General features: G+C 70.5%; 18 protein-coding genes. 9 read left to right on the top strand and 9 right to left on the bottom strand.

Annotated features, from left to right (window positions below; translation table 11 throughout):
• Nucleotides 1-15: 15 nt before the first annotated feature.
• Both AB4112_RS34545 and AB4112_RS34540 read right to left on the bottom strand, forming a co-directional pair.
• Complete coding sequence (locus tag AB4112_RS34545; RefSeq protein ID WP_309800631.1) at nt 16-174, bottom strand: DUF3309 family protein; 159 nt, start codon at nt 172-174, stop codon at nt 16-18.
• 91 nt (nt 175-265) lie between these two features.
• Nucleotides 266-439 (bottom strand): hypothetical protein, encoded by a 174-nt coding sequence (locus tag AB4112_RS34540; RefSeq protein WP_441726846.1) that lies wholly within the window; start codon nt 437-439, stop codon nt 266-268.
• A gap of 129 nt (nt 440-568) precedes the next feature.
• On the opposite strand from AB4112_RS34540, the gene AB4112_RS34535 reads away from it, so the two are divergent.
• Nucleotides 569-2,398 (top strand): chloride channel protein, encoded by a 1,830-nt coding sequence (locus AB4112_RS34535; protein WP_441726843.1) that lies wholly within the window; start codon nt 569-571, stop codon nt 2,396-2,398.
• A gap of 10 nt (nt 2,399-2,408) precedes the next feature.
• On the opposite strand, the gene AB4112_RS34530 is transcribed toward AB4112_RS34535, so the two are convergent.
• On the bottom strand, nt 2,409-3,050 hold the full coding sequence (locus tag AB4112_RS34530; RefSeq protein WP_441726840.1) for a glutathione S-transferase family protein: 642 nt from the start codon (nt 3,048-3,050) through the stop codon (nt 2,409-2,411).
• A 163-nt stretch (nt 3,051-3,213) separates the two neighbouring features.
• Here AB4112_RS34530 and alkB point away from each other — a divergent pair, with 163 nt between their 5' ends.
• The 3 genes from alkB to AB4112_RS34515 all read left to right on the top strand — a co-directional run bounded on the left by alkB (nt 3,214) and on the right by AB4112_RS34515 (nt 6,243).
• A complete protein-coding gene (gene alkB / locus AB4112_RS34525; protein WP_441726837.1) occupies nt 3,214-3,864 on the top strand; it encodes a DNA oxidative demethylase AlkB in 651 nt (216 codons plus the stop codon).
• 67 nt (nt 3,865-3,931) lie between these two features.
• Nucleotides 3,932-5,119 (top strand): mannonate dehydratase, encoded by a 1,188-nt coding sequence (uxuA, locus tag AB4112_RS34520; protein WP_441726834.1) that lies wholly within the window; start codon nt 3,932-3,934, stop codon nt 5,117-5,119.
• A complete protein-coding gene (locus AB4112_RS34515; RefSeq protein ID WP_441726831.1) occupies nt 5,116-6,243 on the top strand; it encodes an NAD(P)/FAD-dependent oxidoreductase in 1,128 nt (375 codons plus the stop codon). Before uxuA ends, AB4112_RS34515 begins: the two co-directional genes overlap by 4 nt.
• Here AB4112_RS34515 and AB4112_RS34510 read toward each other — a convergent pair.
• The gene (locus tag AB4112_RS34510; protein ID WP_309800621.1) at nt 6,240-7,064 is read right to left on the bottom strand and encodes an AraC family transcriptional regulator; all 825 of its coding nucleotides are present in this window, start codon (nt 7,062-7,064) and stop codon (nt 6,240-6,242) included. The genes AB4112_RS34515 and AB4112_RS34510 overlap by 4 nt on opposite strands.
• Nucleotides 7,065-7,165: 101 nt before the next feature.
• Here AB4112_RS34510 and AB4112_RS34505 point away from each other — a divergent pair, with 101 nt between their 5' ends.
• A complete protein-coding gene (locus AB4112_RS34505) occupies nt 7,166-7,576 on the top strand; it encodes a DUF2000 family protein (RefSeq protein ID WP_309800619.1) in 411 nt (136 codons plus the stop codon).
• A gap of 282 nt (nt 7,577-7,858) precedes the next feature.
• The gene (locus AB4112_RS34500; RefSeq protein ID WP_441726826.1) at nt 7,859-9,349 is read left to right on the top strand and encodes an MDR family MFS transporter; all 1,491 of its coding nucleotides are present in this window, start codon (nt 7,859-7,861) and stop codon (nt 9,347-9,349) included.
• A gap of 391 nt (nt 9,350-9,740) precedes the next feature.
• Here AB4112_RS34500 and AB4112_RS34495 read toward each other — a convergent pair whose 3' ends face one another.
• The gene (locus AB4112_RS34495) at nt 9,741-10,232 is read right to left on the bottom strand and encodes a MarR family winged helix-turn-helix transcriptional regulator (RefSeq protein ID WP_309800616.1); all 492 of its coding nucleotides are present in this window, start codon (nt 10,230-10,232) and stop codon (nt 9,741-9,743) included.
• 232 nt (nt 10,233-10,464) lie between these two features.
• Between AB4112_RS34495 and AB4112_RS34490 the strand changes: the two genes are divergently transcribed.
• A complete protein-coding gene (locus AB4112_RS34490; protein ID WP_441726822.1) occupies nt 10,465-11,802 on the top strand; it encodes an MFS transporter in 1,338 nt (445 codons plus the stop codon).
• Between the two features lie 7 nt (nt 11,803-11,809).
• Here AB4112_RS34490 and AB4112_RS34485 read toward each other — a convergent pair whose 3' ends face one another.
• A complete protein-coding gene (locus AB4112_RS34485; RefSeq protein WP_441726819.1) occupies nt 11,810-12,394 on the bottom strand; it encodes a TetR/AcrR family transcriptional regulator in 585 nt (194 codons plus the stop codon).
• A 110-nt stretch (nt 12,395-12,504) separates the two neighbouring features.
• Between AB4112_RS34485 and AB4112_RS34480 the strand changes: the two genes are divergently transcribed.
• Nucleotides 12,505-13,449, top strand: coding sequence for an NAD-dependent epimerase/dehydratase family protein (locus tag AB4112_RS34480; RefSeq protein WP_441726817.1), 945 nt, complete (start codon nt 12,505-12,507; stop codon nt 13,447-13,449).
• Here AB4112_RS34480 and AB4112_RS34475 read toward each other — a convergent pair whose 3' ends face one another.
• On the bottom strand, nt 13,450-15,069 hold the full coding sequence (locus AB4112_RS34475; RefSeq protein ID WP_441726814.1) for an acyl-CoA synthetase: 1,620 nt from the start codon (nt 15,067-15,069) through the stop codon (nt 13,450-13,452).
• Between the two features lie 194 nt (nt 15,070-15,263).
• Between AB4112_RS34475 and AB4112_RS34470 the strand changes: the two genes are divergently transcribed.
• The gene (locus AB4112_RS34470; protein WP_441726810.1) at nt 15,264-17,159 is read left to right on the top strand and encodes an AMP-binding protein; all 1,896 of its coding nucleotides are present in this window, start codon (nt 15,264-15,266) and stop codon (nt 17,157-17,159) included.
• Nucleotides 17,160-17,476: 317 nt separating this feature from the next.
• Here the strand turns inward: AB4112_RS34470 and AB4112_RS34465 are convergent, their stop codons facing one another.
• Both AB4112_RS34465 and AB4112_RS34460 read right to left on the bottom strand, forming a co-directional pair.
• Nucleotides 17,477-17,938, bottom strand: a complete 462-nt coding sequence (locus AB4112_RS34465) for an Hsp20 family protein (protein ID WP_309800606.1) — start codon at nt 17,936-17,938, stop codon at nt 17,477-17,479.
• 202 nt (nt 17,939-18,140) lie between these two features.
• Nucleotides 18,141-18,464 (bottom strand): SDR family oxidoreductase (locus AB4112_RS34460; protein ID WP_441726807.1); only part of this gene is annotated, 324 nt, incomplete at its 5' end.

Raw genomic sequence — 18,464 nt, 5'->3', positions numbered from 1 at the left:
GCCGCGGGTCCCGGCCTAGATTCGTCCCATCAGGACGAGGATCAGCAGGACGACCACGACCACGCCGAGCAGGCCGCTGGGGCCGTAGCCCCAACCGCTGCTGTACGGCCAGGAGGGGAAGGCGCCGATCAGCATGAGAATCAGGATGATCAGCAGGATGGTACCGATGCCCATGGCGGCGCTCCTCGCCGTTGTTCTTGGTCTTTTCTCAACAGGGCTTGGGAAATATCGGTTCCCGCCGGGCTTCGGCTCGTCGCGCGATCGCCTATTCGCTCTTCGCCCGCATCGCCACGACACCGATCACCGCCGCCATCGCGAGGCCGGCGGCGAAGCCGATGCCCATGCCCCAGAGGCCGATGGTGCCGCTGCCGAGCAGATGGCCGATCACGGCCCCGGCAATGGCGAGCAGGAAGGGCAGGAAGCAGCCGATCGCGACCATGACGCAACGTCTCCGTGGATGCCCCCGCGCCGTTAAAGCGGAGTTGCGACCATTCGTCGAGCCCCGATCCCTTGCGCCGGCCGCCGGGGTCGGCCACAAGGACGGGACCTCCCCGAGACGGCGACGACCATGGCCCTGCCAGACGCCGAAGACGCGACCCCCTCGCCGCCCCGGCGCGGCCGCTGGCTGCGCCTGCACCTGTGGACGCGGCTGCGCAGCGCCGTGCGCGCCAATGAGATCGCCCTGCCGCTGCTGGCCGCGGCGATCGGCGTGGTCGTCGGCCTCGGCGTCGTGGCCCTGCGCGAGGGGCTGCAGCTTCTGCACGAACTGCTGTTCGACCTGCCGAGCGGCCAGCGCCTGAGCGCCAGCATCGACACCAGCCCGCTGCTGACCGTGCTGGTGCCGGTGCTGGGGGGCCTGGGCTTTGGCGCGGTGATGTGGCTGATCGGCCGCTGGCGGCCGCGGCCGCCGGTCGACCCGATCGAGGCCAATGCCCTGTATGGCGGCCGGATGTCGCTGCGCGACGGCTTCGTCGTCGCCGGCGCCACCCTGATGTCCAGCGGTGTCGGCGCCTCGGTCGGGATGGAGGCGGGATACACCCAGCTCGGCGGCGGCGTCGCCTCGCGCATCGGCCAGATCTTCCGGCTGCGCCGCGCCGACCTGCGCATCCTGGTCGGCTGCGGCACCGCGGCCGCGATCGCCGCCGCCTTCGACGCGCCGCTGGCCGGCACCTTCTACGCCTTCGAGCTGATCATGGGCGCCTACACCGCGGCGACGCTGGCGCCGGTGGTGGCGGCGGCGCTGACCGCGACGGTGGTCGAGCGCCTGCTGCTGAACGAGGGCCCGTTCCTCGAGGTGACGTGGGATGCCGGCCTGCACGCGCCCGACTACGCGATCTTCGTCGTGATCGGCCTGGCCTGCGCCGGGCTGGGCATCCTGATGATGCAGGGCGTGACCTGGACCGAGGCGGCGATGCGCAAGCTGGCCCTGCCCCAGCTGCTGCGGCCCGCGGTGGGCGGGCTGATCGTCGGGCTGATGGCCCTGCGCTTCCCGGAGGTGCTGAGCTCCGGCCACGGCGCCCTGCATGCCGACCTGACCATGGCGCCGCCGCTCGCCGCGCTGGCCCTGCTGCTGATCGCCAAGACCGCGGCAGCGGCGATCTCGCTAGGCGCCGGGTTCCGCGGCGGCCTGTTCTTCACCTCGCTGCTGACCGGCGCCCTGTTCGGCGGCATCATGGCCCAGCTGACGGCGTTGGCCCTGCCCGGCCATCCGGTCGAGCACCTCGCCTATTCCCTGGTCGGCATGGCGTCGATGGCCGCGGCGGTGATCGGCGGGCCGCTGACCATGACCTTCCTGGCGCTGGAGCTGACCGACGACTTCTCGGTCGCGGTCGGCGTCATGGTCGGGGTGGTGGTCGCCGCTGCCGTGGTGCGGCACCTGTTCGGCTATTCCTTCGCCACCTGGCGCTTCCACCTGCGCGGCGAAGCCATCCGCGGCGCCCAGGATGTCGGCTGGATCCGTGACCTGACCGTGGCCCGGCTGATGCGGCGCGACGCGCGCAGCGTGCCGGAAACCACGACGATCGCCGATTTCCGCAGGCAGTTCCCGGTCGGGTCGACCCAGCGCGTGTTCCTGACCGATGGCGACGGCCGCGCCGCCGGGCTGGCGCTGGTGTCGGACGTCCACAACTCCGACCACGACACCGACGCCGACACCATCGAGATCGGCACGCTGCGCCACGCCGCGGCCTACATGCTGCTGCCGGGCCAGAGCATCCGCACCGCGCTGGAACTGTTCCACGCGGCCGAGACCGAAAGCCTGCCGGTGGTCAGCGACGCGCAGGAGCGGCGGATCATCGGCTATCTCAGCGAGGCCTATTCGCTGCGCCGCTACAGCGAGGAGCTGGAGCGGCGCCGGGCCGAGGATGCCGGAGAACGCTGGTTCCGCTCGACAGAATGAAGCGTCGCAGTCACGGCAATTCCTTCACCGAGTGCGGGTCGATCGAATAGGGGAAGGTCTCGGCCCGGAAGCGCGGCTGCGACCGCACCCGGCCGATCCAGCGCACCACATGGGGATAGTCGGCCAACGGCAGATCCGCCTCCTCCGCCCGGTGGACATAGGCGAACACCGCGATGTCGGCGATGCTGTAGGCCGGCCCCGCCAGCCATGGGCGGCCGGACAGCTCGCGGTCGAGGATCGCCAGGGTCCTGAGCGACCCCTCGCGCTTGGCCTCGACCAGCGCGGCCGGGCGGCGGGCCAGCTTGCCGGTCATGGTCCAGTGCCGCAGCGTCGCCACCGTCGACTGGACATAGTCGCCCTCGAAGGACAGCCATTGCAGCACCTTGGCCTGGGTGAAGCGGTCCTCCGGCAGGTACGGCGTGCCCTCGGCCAGGAAGAACAGGATGGCGTTGGACTCGGCGATGACGCGGCCGTCGTCGAGCCGGATCGCCGGCACCGCGCCGGTCGGGTTGACGGCCAGGTACTCCGGCCGCTGGCCCTCGCCTTCGAAGATGCTGACGATCTCGGTCCGGTAGGGAAGCTGCAGTTGGGCCAGCAGGAGCCGGACCTTGTAGGCGTTCTGCGACGGCAGGTAGTCGTAGAGGGTGATCATCACGCGGTCCCCGGCTTCGATGGCGGTCCCAGGATCATCGCGCCGTGCGGCGCCGCGGGCACTCCGGTTCTTGCGCCGGATTCGACCGCAAGGGATGGAATGCCGCCGGCCGCGGGTTCCGGTAGAGTCTCCCTCGTCATTCTGTGATGAGGGCCGAACCGCGATGGCCGACCTGTTCGACAACCTGCCCAGCCCCGGGCCGCGCGAGGAGAGTCTGGCGGAGGGCGCGGTGCTGCTGCGCGGCTTCGCCGGCGACGTCGCCGAGACCCTGCTGGCGGCGGTGGACGCCGTCGCCGCCGCGGCGCCGTTCCGGCATCTGGTCACCCCCGGCGGCTATCTGATGTCAGTGGCGATGACCAATTGCGGCGCGGTCGGCTGGGTCAGCGACCGCAGCGGCTATCGCTACGACACCCATGACCCGACCACCGGCGAGCCCTGGCCGCCGCTGCCCGCCGCCTTCCTCGCCCTGGCGGCAGGTGCGGCCGCCCGCGCCGGCTTTCCCGGCTTCGCCCCCGACGCCTGCCTGATCAACCGCTACGAGCCCGGCACCCGGCTGTCGCTGCACCAGGACCGCGACGAGCGCGACACCGGCGCGCCGATCGTCTCGGTCTCGCTGGGCCTGCCCGCGACCTTCCTGTTCGGCGGGCTGCAGCGCAGCGACCCGACGCGCAAGGTGCGGGTCGAGCATGGCGACGTCGCGGTCTGGGGCGGCCCGGCGCGGCTGGCCTTCCACGGCATCGCGCCGCTGGCCGAGGGCAGCCATGCGCGGGTCGGCCGGCAGAGGATCAACCTGACCTTTCGCAAGGCGCTTTGATCCCGGTAAGAAGGCGGGTCGGCTTGCGGCTGCAACAAGATCAACACGCGATGAGGGACGGGAGACGATGAAGGAGACCTGGCGCTGGTTCGGCCCGAACGACCCGGTGACGCTGGACCATGTCAAGCAGGCGGGCGCGAGCGGCATCGTCACCGCCCTGCACCATCGCCAGGATGGCAGCGCCTGGCCGGCCGAGGAGATCGCCGAGCGCCGCGCGGTGATCGAGGGCGCCGGGCTGGTGTGGTCGGTGGTCGAGAGCATCCCGATCCCCGATGTGATCAAGACCGGCGGCGCCGGCGCGGCCGAAGCCATCGCCCGCTTCGCCCAATCGCTGCGCAATGTCGCCGCGGCCGGGGTCACCACCGTCTGCTACAACTTCATGCCGGTGGTCGACTGGACCCGCACCAACCTGCTGTGGCGCCTGCCCACCACCGGCTACGCCCTGCGCTTCGACGCGGTCGACATGGCCGCCTATGACGCCTTCATCCTCAAGCGCCCCGGCGCCGAGGCCGACCACCAGCCCGAGGTGCTGGCCCGCGCCCGCGACCGCGCCGCGGCGATGAGCGAGAGCGAGCGCGCCGAGCTGGAGAAGACCATCATCGCCGGCCTGCCCGGCGTCGCCGGTGCGGTCAACGACCGGGCCGGGTTCGAGCGCCGGCTGGCCCTCTATGCCGGGATCTCGGCGGACGACTTCCGCTCGAACTACAAGGCCTTCCTGTCGGCCGTGGTGCCGGTGGCGGAAGAGGTTGGCGCCCGGCTGGCCGTCCACCCCGACGATCCGCCCTTCCCGCTGTTCGGCCTGCCGCGCATCGTCTCCACCGCCTCCGACGCCCGCGCCGTGCTGGCCATGGCCCCCAGCCCGGCGAACGGGCTGACGCTGTGCGTCGGCTCCTACGGCTCGCGCCGCGGCAACGACCTGGCGGCGATGGCGCGGGAGTTCGCGTCGCACATCCACTTCGCCCATCTGCGCAACGTCACCATCGAGGATGACGGATCCTTCTTCGAGGACGAGCACCTGGAGGGCGGCGCCGACATGGTGGCGGTGATCGACGCGCTGCTGGCCGAGGAGAAGGCGCGCAGGGCGGCGGGACGCAGCGACTGGGAGATCCCGATGCGGCCGGACCACGGCCATCTGCTGGCCGACGACGTCGGCAAGAAGACCAACCCCGGCTATTCCCTGATCGGCCGGCTGAAGGGCTTGGCCGAGCTGCGCGGCGTGGCCCGGGCGATCACCCAACTGCGCGGGGCGGCATGACCGACACCGTCGACGCAGTGGTGGTCGGCGCCGGGGTGGTCGGCCTGGCCGTCGCCCGGGCGCTGGCCCTGGCCGGGCAGGAGGTGATCATCCTGGAGGCGGCCGACGCCTTCGGCACCGAGACCTCGGCCCGCAACAGCGAGGTCATCCACGCCGGCATCTACTATCCCGCCGGCAGCCTGAAGGCCCGGCACTGCGTCGCCGGGCGGCGGGCGCTGTACCGCTTCTGCGCCGATCACGGCGTCACCGCCCAGCGCTGCGGCAAGCTGATCGTCGCGACCGACGAGGCCGAGGCGGCGACCCTGGCCCGAATCGCCGCCGGGGCGCAGGCCAACGGCCTGACCGGCGAGGACGACGCGCTGCGGCCGCTGACCGCCGACGAGGCGCATGCGCTGGAGCCGGAGATCGCCTGCACCGCGGCGCTGTTCTCGCCCTCCACCGGCATCGTCGACAGCCACGGCTTCATGCTGGCGCTGCTGGGCGACGCCGAGGCGCAGGGCGCGATGATCGCCTATCTCAGCCGGCTGGAATCGGCGGTGGCCACGCCCGAAGGGCTGCATCTGGAGATCGCCACCGAGGAGGGCGGCATGGAGCTGCTGGCCCGGCGGGTGGTCAACGCCGCCGGCCTGTCCGCCCCCGCCGTCGCCCGCCGCATCGCCGGGGTGCCGCAGGCGGCGGTGCCGCAGCCCTACCTGGCCAAGGGCAACTACTTCGCCCTGTCCGGCCGGCCGCCCTTCCGCCATCTGATCTATCCGGTGCCAGTGCCCGGCGGCCTGGGCACCCATGCCACCATCGACCTCGGCGGCCGGGTGCGCTTCGGCCCCGATGTCGAATGGGTCGACAGCCTGGACTATCGCGTCGACCCGGCGCGGGCCGACAGCTTCTACGCCGCGATCCGCCGCTACTGGCCGGCGCTGCCGGACGGGGCGCTGCTGCCGGACTATTCCGGCATCCGCCCGAAGATCACCCCGCCCGGCGCCACCGCGGCGGATTTCGTGATCCAGGGGCCGGAGGGGCATGGCGTGGCCGGGCTGGTCAACCTGTTCGGCATCGAGAGCCCGGGCCTGACCTCGAGCCTGTCGATCGCCGACGAGGTGGTGGCGAGGCTGGGGGTGGCTGCCTAAGCCGCCCGAGCGGCCCGCTGGAACCTCGCCGGCGTCACGCCATAGGCGCCCTTGAAGCGCCGGGTGAGATGCGCCTGGTCGGTGAAGCCGGTGGCGGCCGCCACCTGGGCCGCCGGCTCCCCCGCCGCCAGCAGCCGCTTGGCCCGTTCCAGCCGGATCCAGCGGAGATAGGTGGCCGGCGCCGCGCCATAGCGCCGGGCGAATGACCGCGAAAGGTGGAACCGGCTTAAGCCCGCCACGTCAGCGAGGTCTTCCGCCGTGATGTCGTCGCCGAGATGGGCGTGCAGATGGTCGCGCGCCCGGGCCAGGGCGGCATCGCCGGGGTGGCCGGTGCGCGGCGCGGGCGCTCCGGCCTGGCGCCGGGCCAGCCCGACCACCATCGCCGCCAGCGTCTCCGACCGCGCCAGGGTCGCCCCCGGCTCGGCGAAGGCCCGCGCGGCATCGGCGATCAGCCGGGCCAGGGCCGGATCCTCGGACAGCGTCGCCGGCAGCGCCATGTCCCAGGGCAAGCGGATGCCGGCATCATCCAGCACCGACACCACCGTCTGCGGCTCGATATAGAGCATGCGGTACAGGAAGCCCTCGGCGCCGGTGGCGTGGCCGTCATGGAGTTCGGTCGGGTTGAAGGTGATGATCGACCCCGGCCGGGTGCGGTGCACGGCGCCGCGGCAATGGAAGCTCTGCGACCCCGCCTCGGTCAGGCCGACGGCATAGGTCTCATGGGCATGGCGCTCATAGCTGTGCGCGGTGAAATGCGCGCGCAGGCGCTCGACGCCGAAGCGGCGGTCCATCCCGACCGTGATCCACTCGCCTGTGTCCATGATCGGATGATACGGCGCCGCGGCGGCCGCCGCCACAGCACGATCGTACAAGCCGGAGGGACCGGCCGGTCCCTAGCATCGCCACGTTCCAAGGAGGATGCATGCGCTTTGACACCAAGATCGCCGTCGCCCTGCGCGAGGACCTGCCGGTCTGGCAGAAGCTGAACGTCACCGCCTTCACCGTCAGCGGGCTTGGCGCGACCCGGCCGGAGCTGGTCGGCGAACCCTACCGGGACGGGTCGGGCAACCTGTACCTGCCGATGTTCCGCCAGCCGGTGCTGGTCTTCGCCGGATCGGCCGAGGCGCTGAAGGCGGCGCATGCCCGCGCGATGGCCCGCAACTTGCGGATCGCGATCTACACCGAGGCCCTGTTCGCCACCGGCCATGACGAGGCCAACCGCGCCGCGGTCCAGGCCGTGACGGCCGAGGCGCTGGACCTGGTCGGCTTCGCGATGCATGAGGACCGCAAGGATGTCGACAAGGTGCTGAAGGGCCTGACCCTGCACCCCTAGATCGTTGATCCATGGCGCGCCGGCCCCGAGTCGGCCAGGGCCGGCTTCATGATTTCCGGTCAGGGGCGACGTGCCGGAAAGGCATTTGGTCCGCGGCGCGTCGCGATGCGACACTTTCCCCGACGCTGTTGGCAACCTGCCCGCCTGTGCCTGATCTCCGGCACGGGCTGCGTTCGTCTGCACTTCACGACAGCCAGGGATCCGCGAAGGGTGCATCGCGGTCGCGGCTGGCCCGATCCGGAAATGGGCGAGGGCCCGGACCCCGCCCGCGAAAGGAACGCCATGTCCAACGCCGCCAAGGTCACCCGGCGTCCGCTGATCATCGCCTCGATCATGCTGGCCACCTTCATGGTCGCGATCGAGGCCACCATCGTCGCCACCGCCATGCCCCGCATCGTCGGCGAGCTCGGCGGCTTCACCTATTACAGCTGGGTGTTCTCGGCCTTCCTGCTGGCCCAATCCACCACCACCGTCATCTACGGCAAGATGTCGGATGTGTTCGGCCGCAAGCCCGTGCTGGTCGGCGGCACCGCGCTGTTCCTGGTCGGGTCGGTGCTGTGCGGCTTCGCCTGGTCGATGGGGTCGCTGATCCTGTTCCGGCTGCTGCAGGGCCTGGGCGCCGGCGCCATCACCCCGGTGACCATGACCGTCATCGGCGACCTGTACAAGCTGGAGGAGCGCGGCCGCGCCCAGGGCATGATGGCCAGCGTCTGGGCCACCTCCGCCGTGATCGGGCCGCTGGCCGGCGGCATCATCGTCGACCACCTGTCCTGGGCCTGGATCTTCTGGCTCAACCTGCCCTTCGGCGTGCTGACCATCCTGGGCTTCGTGCTGTTCCTGCGGGAATCGATCCAGCCGCGCCAGGTCCGCATCGACTACACCGGCGCCGGGCTGTTCTCGGTCGCCATCGTGTCGCTGCTGGTGATCCTGACCGAGACCGACGGCAATGGCTGGGTCCTCGGCGGGCTGGCGCTGCTGTTCCTGGTCGCCGGCTGGCTGTTCCTGTGGCAGGAGCGGCGGGCGCCGGAGCCGATCATCTCGCTCGAGCTGTGGGGCCGCCGGCTGGTCGCCACCAGCAACATCGCCACCCTCTTGGCCGGCATGGCGCTGATCGGCCTGACCACCATCCTGCCGGTCTATGTCCAGGGCGTGCTGGGCCGGTCGCCGATCACCGCCGGCTTCACCTTGAGCATGCTGGTGTTCGGCTGGCCCCTGGCGGTGATGCTGTCCCAGCGGCTGTACCGCGCCTTCGGGGTCCGCCGCACCCTGCGGGTCGGCAGCCTGCTGTTTCCGGTCGGCGCCACCTTCCTGCTGTTCCTGACGCCGCAGACCCACCCGGTGGTGGCCGGCGTCGGCGCCTTCATCATGGGCTTCGGCATGGGGCTGATCAGCCTGACCACCATCGCCGTGGTGCAGGACAGCGTCGAATGGTCGATGCGCGGCAGCGCCACGGCGTCGATCATCTTCGCCCGCAACCTGGGCAGCACCATCGGCGCCACCGCGCTGGGCGCCATCCTGAACATCGGCATCGCCCATTTCGGCAGCGGCGCGCTGGCGGCCGGCGTGCATGACGTGCTGAACCAGCCGGAGGGCCTGGCCCAGCTCGCCTCCGACCCCTCCGTCCGCGACGTCTTCGACAAGGCGCTGCACTGGACCTTCCTGGGCGTGGTGGCGATGGCGGTGCTGACCTTCATCACCATCTGGCTGATCCCGATCGCCGCGAAGACCGGCGCGCCGCGGAAGCTGGAACCCAGCGAGGCCGTGCCGCACTGACTGGGCGGGTTTTCAGGTCAAAATCCTACAGCTGAAATCGGCGTCTTTGGGCGGTTTGCTGCCATTCACCACCCGGACTATCTTGAATAGGACCGACCTTCTTCGGAGTTCGTGATGTCACGAATGGGTAAGGCACATTCGGCTTCGATGGCTCGTGAATACATTCGGCTCGGCTGGAAATTGAAACACGAGTTCCGAGCCCCGGACTGTGATCAGCCGTACGAGTATGTGTTTGGGTGGGAAGGTGCTGGGGAGGGCCCCCAACCCAGTCTCGATCCCGCGGAGTGGGGCGACGCGACGGAAACGCCGACTCCCGAAAAGGTCGAATCCGGATCTTAGATGTTCGGCCGGAAAGGGTCGAAAGCCCCCCAAGCCTGATCCAGTCTCGACCCTAATCCTCCCCATCCGCGGCGGCGGGGGTGCCGAGATGGGAGACGCGGGCGTCGAGCGTGCGCAGCAGCCGGCGCAGCGTCTCGCGCTCGCCCGGTTCGAAGGCGGCCATCAGCTCAGCCTCGATCTCCTGCGCCAAAGGCACGATGGCGTCGTAGACCCGGCGTCCGGCGGCGGTGAAGGTCAGCTGGATCAGCCGCTGGTCCTGCGGGTTGGTGCCGCGGGCCAGGTGGCCCGCCTCGATCAGCCGGCTGACCGCGCGGCTGACCTTGGCCTTGTCCATCGCCGTGCGCTCGCAGATCTGGTTCGACGACAGCGGCGCGTGGCGCCCGACCATCGCCATCACCCGCCATTCCGGGATGCTGAGGCCGAAGGCGTCGGCATAGCGCCGGGCGAAGGTGCGGCTGACCCGGTTGCTGACCACCGACAGCTCATAGGGCAGGAACGCCTCGAGATCGAACTCCGCCGCCGCCTGCCCGCCCCGTTCACGCATCTCCCGGCCTCCCCAGCCGCGCCTTGACATTCGTTTCATATGAAACGAAATTCGGTCTTCTTCAACACCGACCCGTTCCGGCATGCCGGAGCGGCTGGCGGAGGACCACCCGGAACCATCGCATCGGCCCGGCCGATGCGGAAGGGCCTATCCGCCAGAATTGTCGGACAATACTCGGCCCGGCGCGGCTGGCAAGCGCAGCCCATGCCGCAGGGCGAAGGGAGGCAGGATCATGGGTCAGGGCAGGATCGCGGAGCGGGTGCGCCTGCTGTTCGCCAGCGCCGTCGGCACCATCATCGAGTGGTACGATTTCTTCATCTTCGCCACCTGCGCCGTGCTGGTGTTCGACAAGGCGTTCTTCCCGACCGAGGATCCCCTGGTCGGGGTGGTGCTGAGCCTGAGCACCTTCGCCATCGGCTTCGTCGCCCGGCCGCTGGGCGGCCTGGTGTTCGGCGCGCTGGGCGACCGCATCGGCCGCAAGAACGCGCTGGTGGTCAGCCTGCTGCTGATGGGCGCCGCCACCTTCTGCATGGGCCTGCTGCCGACCTACGCCTCGGTCGGCGGCCTGGCCCCGGTGCTGCTGGTCGCCTTGCGCATCCTGCAGGGCATCGCCGTCGGCGGCGAGGCCACCGGCGCGCTGTTGATCGTGGCCGAATCCATGCCGGGGAAGCGGCGCGGCTTCTGGACCAGCTTCCCGATGATCGGCGGGCCCGCCGCCAATGTGCTGGCCGCCGCGACCGTGGCCCTGATCACCGCCCGGCTGGGCGAGGCCGCCTTCGTCGACTGGGCCTGGCGCCTGCCCTTCCTGTTCTCGATCGTGCTGGTCGCGCTGGGCCTGTGGATGCGCAGCCGGATCGAGGAATCGCCGGTCTTCGCCGAACTGGCGGCCAAGCGCCGCGAGGTGCCGCCGGCGCCGCTGGCGGAAACCTTCCGCGGCTTCTGGCGGCCGATGGGCCAGGTGTTCCTGGTGAAGGCGGCGGAGAACACGCTGTTCTACCTGTTCACCACCTTCTTCCTGGTGCTGGTGGTCAAGTTCATCGGCCTGGCCCGCGGCGTCGGCGTCGATGCGCTGTTCTGGGGCTCGATCCTCGAGGTCGTGGTGATCATGGCCGCGGCCTATGCCTCGGACGTCATCGGCCGGCGGCCGGTGATGCTGCTGGGCCTGGCCGGCGGCATCGGCGCCAGCGTGCTGCTGTTCACCCTGCCGCCGGGGGCCGCGCCGGAGACGGTGCTGCACGTCACCCTGCTGACCCTGACCTGCCACGGCATCATCGTCGGCAGCATGTCGGCCTTCTTCACCGAGCTGTTCCCGACCCGGGTGCGCTACACCGCGATGTCGGTCAGCTACCAGGTCGCGTCGGTGGTCGGCGGCTCGGTGGCGCCGCTGATCGGCACGCTGCTGCTGGGCTGGACCGGCACGCCGCAGGCGGTGGCGATCTATGCCGGGCTGATGGCGGTGCCGGGCATCATCTGCGTGCTGCTGTCGCGCGAGACCCGCGGCACCGACCTGGCCGCGGTGGAGCCGGTGGCCGAACCGGCCCCGGCCGGCCTGCCGCAGCAGTCGCGATGACCCGCCGCTAAGCGGCCGCCAGCTCTCGCTCCAGCGTTGCCGTGACCAGGTCTTCGGCCGGGGTGCGCAGGAAGCGCTCGCAGGTCAGCTTCAGGCTGACGATGCCGTGCAGCGTCGCCAGCAGCACCTCGGCCCGGCGGTCGGGCGCCGCCGCGCCGAGATCGGCGAAAACCTGCACCAGCAGCAGGAAGGCGCGGGTGCCGGGGCCATCCGGGTCGTCGATCGGGCGGTCGCGGTACAGCGCGTCGAGCAGCTTGGGATCCTCCATCAGGATCAGCCGGTACATCTCTCGCTGCTGCAGCCCGAAGCCGACAAAGGCCCGCGCCAGGGCGGCCAGCCGCTGCCGCGGATCGGCGATGACGGCCGCCGGCTCCAACGCCGCCAGCAAGGCCCGGTAGCCTTCGAGGCACAGCTCGCGCGCGATCGCGTCGCGGCCGTCGAAATGCAGGTAGATCGTGCCCGGGGCGTATTCGATCGCCGCCGCCAGCTTGCGCATGGTCAGCCCCGCGAACCCGTCGTTCAGCGCGATCGCCCGCGCCGCGTCGAGGATGCGCTCGCGCAGCGCCGCCTTGTCCCGCGCCCGTCGTTCCATCGTTCCCATGCCGCGATGGTTGCCGATTGACAGCCCCGGGTCAACGCGGTTATGAACATCGTTCAATGAACATTGTTCACCAACAGATCATCGTTCATGGAGAAGCAGGCATGGCTGGGATCGCGTTGTTCGGCGCCGCCGGCGCCATCGGCCGCAGCATCGCCGCGGCGCTGCGGGCGGAGGGGCGGCCCTATCGCGTGGTCGGGCGGTCGCGGGCGTCGCTGGAGCGGGATTTCGGCGCCGACCCGCTGGCCGAGATCGTGACCTGGACGCCGGACGACCCGGACTCGGTCCGTGCCGCGGCGCGGGGCATGGACACCATCATCCATCTGGTCGGGGTCGAGTATCACGAGTTCCAGCAGCATCCTGTCCTGATGCGCCAGGTGCTGGACGGCGCCGTGGCCGAGGGCGTGGCGAAGCTGCTGCTGATCGGCACGGTCTATCCCTATGGCAGGGCGCAGACCATGCCGGTGCGCGAGGACCATCCGCGCCGGCCGCACACCTTCAAGGGCCGGATGCGCAAGGCGCAGGAGGATCTGGTGCTGGAGGCCGATGCCGCCGGCCGGATCCGCGGCGCGGTGCTGCGCCTGCCCGATTTCTACGGCCCAGGGGTCGAGCGCAGCGTGCTGCGCAGCGCGATCGACGCCGCGGCGAAGGGCGGCCGGGCGCAGATGCTCGGCCCGATCGACCGGCCGCACGAATTCCTCTACGTGCCCGACGCCGGCCCGGTGGTCGCGGCGCTGGTGTCGCGGGACGAGGCCTGGGGCCGGGTGTGGCACCTGGCCGGGCCGGGCACCATCACGGCGCGCGAGGCGGCCGGCCTGGCCTTCGCCGCCGCCGGCCGCAAGCCGAAGCTGATGGTGGTCGGCAAGCTGGGCCTGCGCCTGGGCGGCCTGTTCAGCCCGCTGCTGCGCGAGCTGGTCGAGATGCACTATCTGTGGACCGACCCGGTGGTGATGGACGATTCCGCCCTGCAGGCCCTGCTTGGCCCGATCGCCAAGACCTCCTACGCCGAGGGCCTCCGCCGCAGCGTCGCCGCCGCGGCGGAAGCCTGATCAGAGCGCCCGCGCCTGGTCGCGCAGCACGAATTTCTGGATCTTTCCGGTCGAGGTCTTGGGCAGGTCGCTGAACACCACCGTCTTCGGGCATTTGAAATGCGCCAAGTGCTGCCGGCAGAAGGCGATGATCTCCGCCTGCGTCGCGCTCGCCCCCGGCCGCAGCGTGACGAAGGCGCAGGGGGTCTCGCCCCAGGTCGCATCCGGCCGCGCCACCACCGCCGCCTCAAGCACCGCGGGGTGGCGGTACAGCACGCCCTCGACCTCGATGGTCGAGATGTTCTCGCCGCCGGAGATGATGATGTCCTTCGACCGGTCCTTCAGCTCGACATAGCCGTCGGCATGCATCACCCCGAGGTCGCCGGTGTGGAACCAGCCGCCGGCGAAGGCCTTCGCGGTCGCGGCAGGGTTCTTGAGATAGCCCTTCATGGTGATGTTGCCACGCATGAACACCTCGCCCATGGTCTCGCCGTCGGCCGGCACCGGGGCCAGCGTGTCGGGATCGGCCACCATCAGCCCTTCCTGCACCACATAGGGCAGGCCCTGGCGCGACTTCAGCCGCGCCTGCTCCCCCGCCGGCAGCGCGTCCCATTCCGTCTTCCAGTCGCACACCACGGCCGGGCCGTAGACCTCGGTCAGGCCATAGACATGGGTGACCTGGACGCCCAGCCGGGCCATGCCCTCCAGCACCGCGGCCGGCGGCGGCGAGGCCGCGGTCATCATCTGGATCGACTGGGGAAACTCCCGCCGGTCCTCGGGCGCCGCGTTCAGCAGCATGCCCATGACGATCGGCGCGCCGCAGAGATGGGTGACGCCGTGGTCGGCGATGGCAGCGTAGATGTCGCGGGCGGCGACCCGGCGCAGGCAGACATGGGTGCCGGCCAGCGCCGTGATGGTCCAGGGGAAGCACCAGCCGTTGCAATGGAACATCGGCAGGGTCCAGAGATAGGCCGGGTGGTGCGGCATCGCCCAGGTGACCACGTTGCCGAGGGCGTTGAGATAGGCTCCGCGATGATGGGTCACCACGCCCTTGGGGTCGCCAGTGGTGCCCGAGGTGTAGTTCAGCGCGATCGCGTCCCACTCGTCGTCCGGGCGCACCCCGTCATAGGCCGGGTCGCCTTCGGCCAGCAGGTCGTCATAGGTCAGGCCGCCCACCGGGTCGCCGCCGCAGGCCGGGTCGACGATGTCGACCACCAGCGGCGGCGCCGCCATCTGGGCCACGGCCGCGCGGACCACCGCGGCGTATTCGCGGTCGGCCAGCAGGATCCTGGTCTCGGAATGCTGCAGCTGGAAGGCGATCGCCGCGGCGTCGAGCCGGATGTTGAGGGCGCACAGCACGCCGCCGGTCATCGGCACGCCGAAGGTGGCCTCGAACGCCTCCGGGATGTTCGGCGCCATCACCGCCACGGTGTCGTTCTTGCCGATGCCGCGGCGCGACAGGGCGGAGCCCAGGCGGCGGCAGCGTTCCGCGGTCTCGCGCCAGCTTCGTTTCACGTCGCCATAGACCACGGCCGGCCGGTCCGGATGCGCCAGCGCGGCGCGGCCGAGGAAGGACAGCGGCGTCAGCGCCACATGGTTCGCCGCGTTGCGGTCGAGATCGGTGTCATAGGCATGCGGCATCGACGGCCCCCTGTTCGTTGGAGACACTGTGGCACCGCGCAGTTTGAGACGAAATGGCTGGATCGCGGTCCGCCCGCCGCGGCTGACGCTGGCCGGATCGCGACACCGGCCTCTTGGGGGGTCATCTTCCCCACTCGCCCCAGTGGCCGCACGGCGCTAGGGTTCGGAAAATCGCGTGTCCGGGAGGAACGTCCATGGGAGCCTATGCCGAGGCCTGTCGCCGCGCGCTCGACGACCCCGAGGGATTCTGGGGCGACGCCGCCGCCGCGATCGACTGGGACCGGCACTGGGACCGGGTGCTGGACGACAGCAACGCGCCCCTCTATCGCTGGTTCGCCGGCGGGCGGCTGAACACCTGCCACAACGCGCTGGACCGCCACGTCGCCGCCGGCCATGGCGACCGGGTGGCGCTGATCTACGACAGCCCGGTCACCGGCACGGTGCAGCGCTTCACCTATGCCGCGCTGACCGACCGCGTCGCCCGCTTCGCCGGCGCCATGCGCGCGCTGGGCGTCGGCCCCGGCGACCGGGTCGTGATCTACATGCCGATGGTGCCCGAGGCGGTGGTCGCCATGCTGGCCTGCGCCCGGCTGGGCGCGGTGCATTCCGTGGTGTTCGGCGGCTTCGCGGCGCCGGAGCTGGCGTCGCGGATCGACGACTGCACGCCGAAGCTGGTCGTCTCCGCCTCCTGCGGCATCGAGGTCGCGCGCGTCATCGCCTACAAGCCGCTGCTCGACGCCGCGCTGGACCTGACCCGGCACAAGGTTCCGGCGACGGTGATCCTGCAGCGGCCGCAATGCGCCGCAGCGATGCAGCCGGGCCGCGACCATGACTGGACGGAGGTCGAGAAAGCGGCCGCCCCGGCGGCCTGCGTGCCGGTGGCGGCGACCGACCCGCTCTACATCCTCTACACCTCCGGCACCACCGGCCAGCCCAAGGGCATCGTGCGCGACAATGGCGGCCATGCCGTGGCCCTGGCCTGGACCATGGGCGCGGTCTACGGCGTCAAGCCCGGCGAGGTGTACTGGGCCGCCTCCGACATCGGCTGGGCGGTCGGCCATTCCTACATCGTCTACGCCCCGCTGCTGGCCGGCTGCACCACCGTGCTGTACGAGGGCAAGCCGGTCGGCACCCCCGATGCCGGCGCCTTCTGGCGGGTGGTCGCGCAGCACGGCGTCAGCGTGCTGTTCACCGCCCCCACCGCCTTCCGCGCCATCAAGCGCGAGGATTTCGAGGGCCGGCACCTGGCGCAGCACGACCTGTCGCGCTTCCGCGCCCTGTTCCTGGCCGGCGAGCGCTGCGACCCCGACACCCTGGCCTGGGCCGAAGGGCTGCTGCATCGGCCGGTGATCGACCATTGGTGGCAGACCGAGACCGGCTGGGCGATCTGCGCCGACCCGCTGGGGCTGGAGGCGATGCCGGTCAAGCCGGGGTCGCCGACCAGGCCGATGCCGGGCTGGGACGTGCGGGTGCTGGGGCCGGACGGGGCGGAGATGCCGCCCGGGGAGATCGGCGTGCTGGTCTGCCGCCTGCCGATGCCGCCCGGCGCCGCGCCGACGCTGTGGCAGGCCGAGGCCCGGTTCCGCAGCGCCTATCTCGAGGCCTATCCCGGCTTCTACACCACCGGCGACGCCGGGATGATCGACGAGGACGGCTATGTCTTCGTCATGAGCCGGGTCGACGACGTCATCAACGTCGCCGGCCACCGCCTGTCGACCGGGCAGATCGAGGAGGTGCTGGCCGGCCACCCCGATGTCGCGGAATGCGCGGTGATCGGGGCGGCGGACGAGGTGAAGGGCCAGGTGCCGCTGGGCTTCCTGGTGCTGAAGGCGGGGGTGACCCGGCCGCACGAGACGATCGCGGCCGAGGCGGTGCAGCGGGTGCGCGACCGGATCGGCCCGATTGCCGTGTTCAAGACCGCGATGATCGTCGACCGCCTGCCGAAGACGCGGTCGGGCAAGATCCTGCGGGCCACGATGGTCCGAATCGCCGATTCGGTGCCCTACACGACGCCCGCCACGATCGACGATCCCGCGATTCTCGATGAAATTCGCGTGACTTTGCAGCGATCGGGATATAGTCGGGGGTAACGTTCCCGTTGTGGCCCGGTCTGAGCCGGGAATGGCAAGCGTCCGGGAATATTACATTTTTAGAATCATTTGGCGTGCTTGCGACGCACCGCGCGGCCACGTCGCCCGTGAACAGGTGAAAATCATTCAAAACAAAGGGTTTTTCTGACCCAAACGGGGACTTGACGTCACGTCCGCAGCAAACCTATCGTCGCGGCAATGCTCGAGTTGAGCAGGCGAGGCTTCAAAAAAACGAGGGCCGCAAAAAAGCGGCCCTCTTTCTTCTAGCGCGTCTCCGGAACGGGGGCTGTCAGCGACGACCCCCGTCCGCGAAGGGATCAGGCGGCGAGCTGCTTCGGCGCCGCGGCCGGGCCGACGGCGATCTTCACGGTGCGGGGCTTCTGCGCCTCCGGCACCTCACGGACCAGATCGATGTTGAGCAGCCCGTTCACCAGGGTCGCGCCGGTCACCTTGATGTAGTCGGCGAGCTGGAAGCGGCGCTCGAAGGCGCGGCCGGCAATCCCGCGATGCAGGAAGCTGCGGGCCTTCTCCTCCTCCTCGGAGGCCGTCTTGGCGCGCACGGTGAGCGTGTTCTCCGAGGTCACCACCTCGATGTCGTCCTCACCGAAGCCGGCCACCGCCATGCTGATGCGGTAGGCGTCGTCGCCGAGCTTCTCGATGTTGTAGGGGGGATAGGACGGCGCCGCGGTGTCGGACTGCAGCGCGGAATCGAGCAGCCGCGACATGCGGTCGATGCCGATGGTGGACCGGAAAAGCGGGGAAAGGTCGAGAGTACGCATGGATATCCTCCGTTGAGCGATACCGAGCGGCGCACCAGAATGGTCGCGCCGCGGTTTGCGATCGTGGCGACCCCGTCCGGGCGCCGCCACGACCATCGATTTGGGGAGGATGAATTCCAGGTTCAAGAGGGAGCGGTCGCTCCCCGGACGTAGGTTGGGCTCGTGAAGCGAACCCAACCTACGCTGCAAGCTGTTGCTTGCCTTACTGCGCGGTCCAGCCGCCATCGACGGAGATGGCGGTGCCGGTGATCTGGTCGGCGGCCGGCGAGCACAGGAAGGCGACGGTGGCGCCCAGCTGCTCCGGCGTCACGAAGGTCATCGAGGGCTGCTTCTCGCCCAGCAGCTGCCTGGTCGCGTCGTCCTGGCTGATCTTCTTGTCCGCGGCGATCGCGGCGATCTGCTTCTCGACCAGCGGCGTCAGCACCCAGCCGGGGCAGACCGCGTTGCAGGTGATGCCGTTGCCGGCATTCTCCAGCCCCACCACCTTGGTCAGCCCGACCAGCCCGTGCTTGGCCGCGACATAGGC

It is taken from the genome of Inquilinus sp. 2KB_23, from assembly GCF_052115705.1.
Lineage (GTDB): Bacteria > Pseudomonadota > Alphaproteobacteria > DSM-16000 > Inquilinaceae > Inquilinus > Inquilinus ginsengisoli_A.
This window is presented reverse-complemented; position numbering and strand designations above follow the sequence as displayed.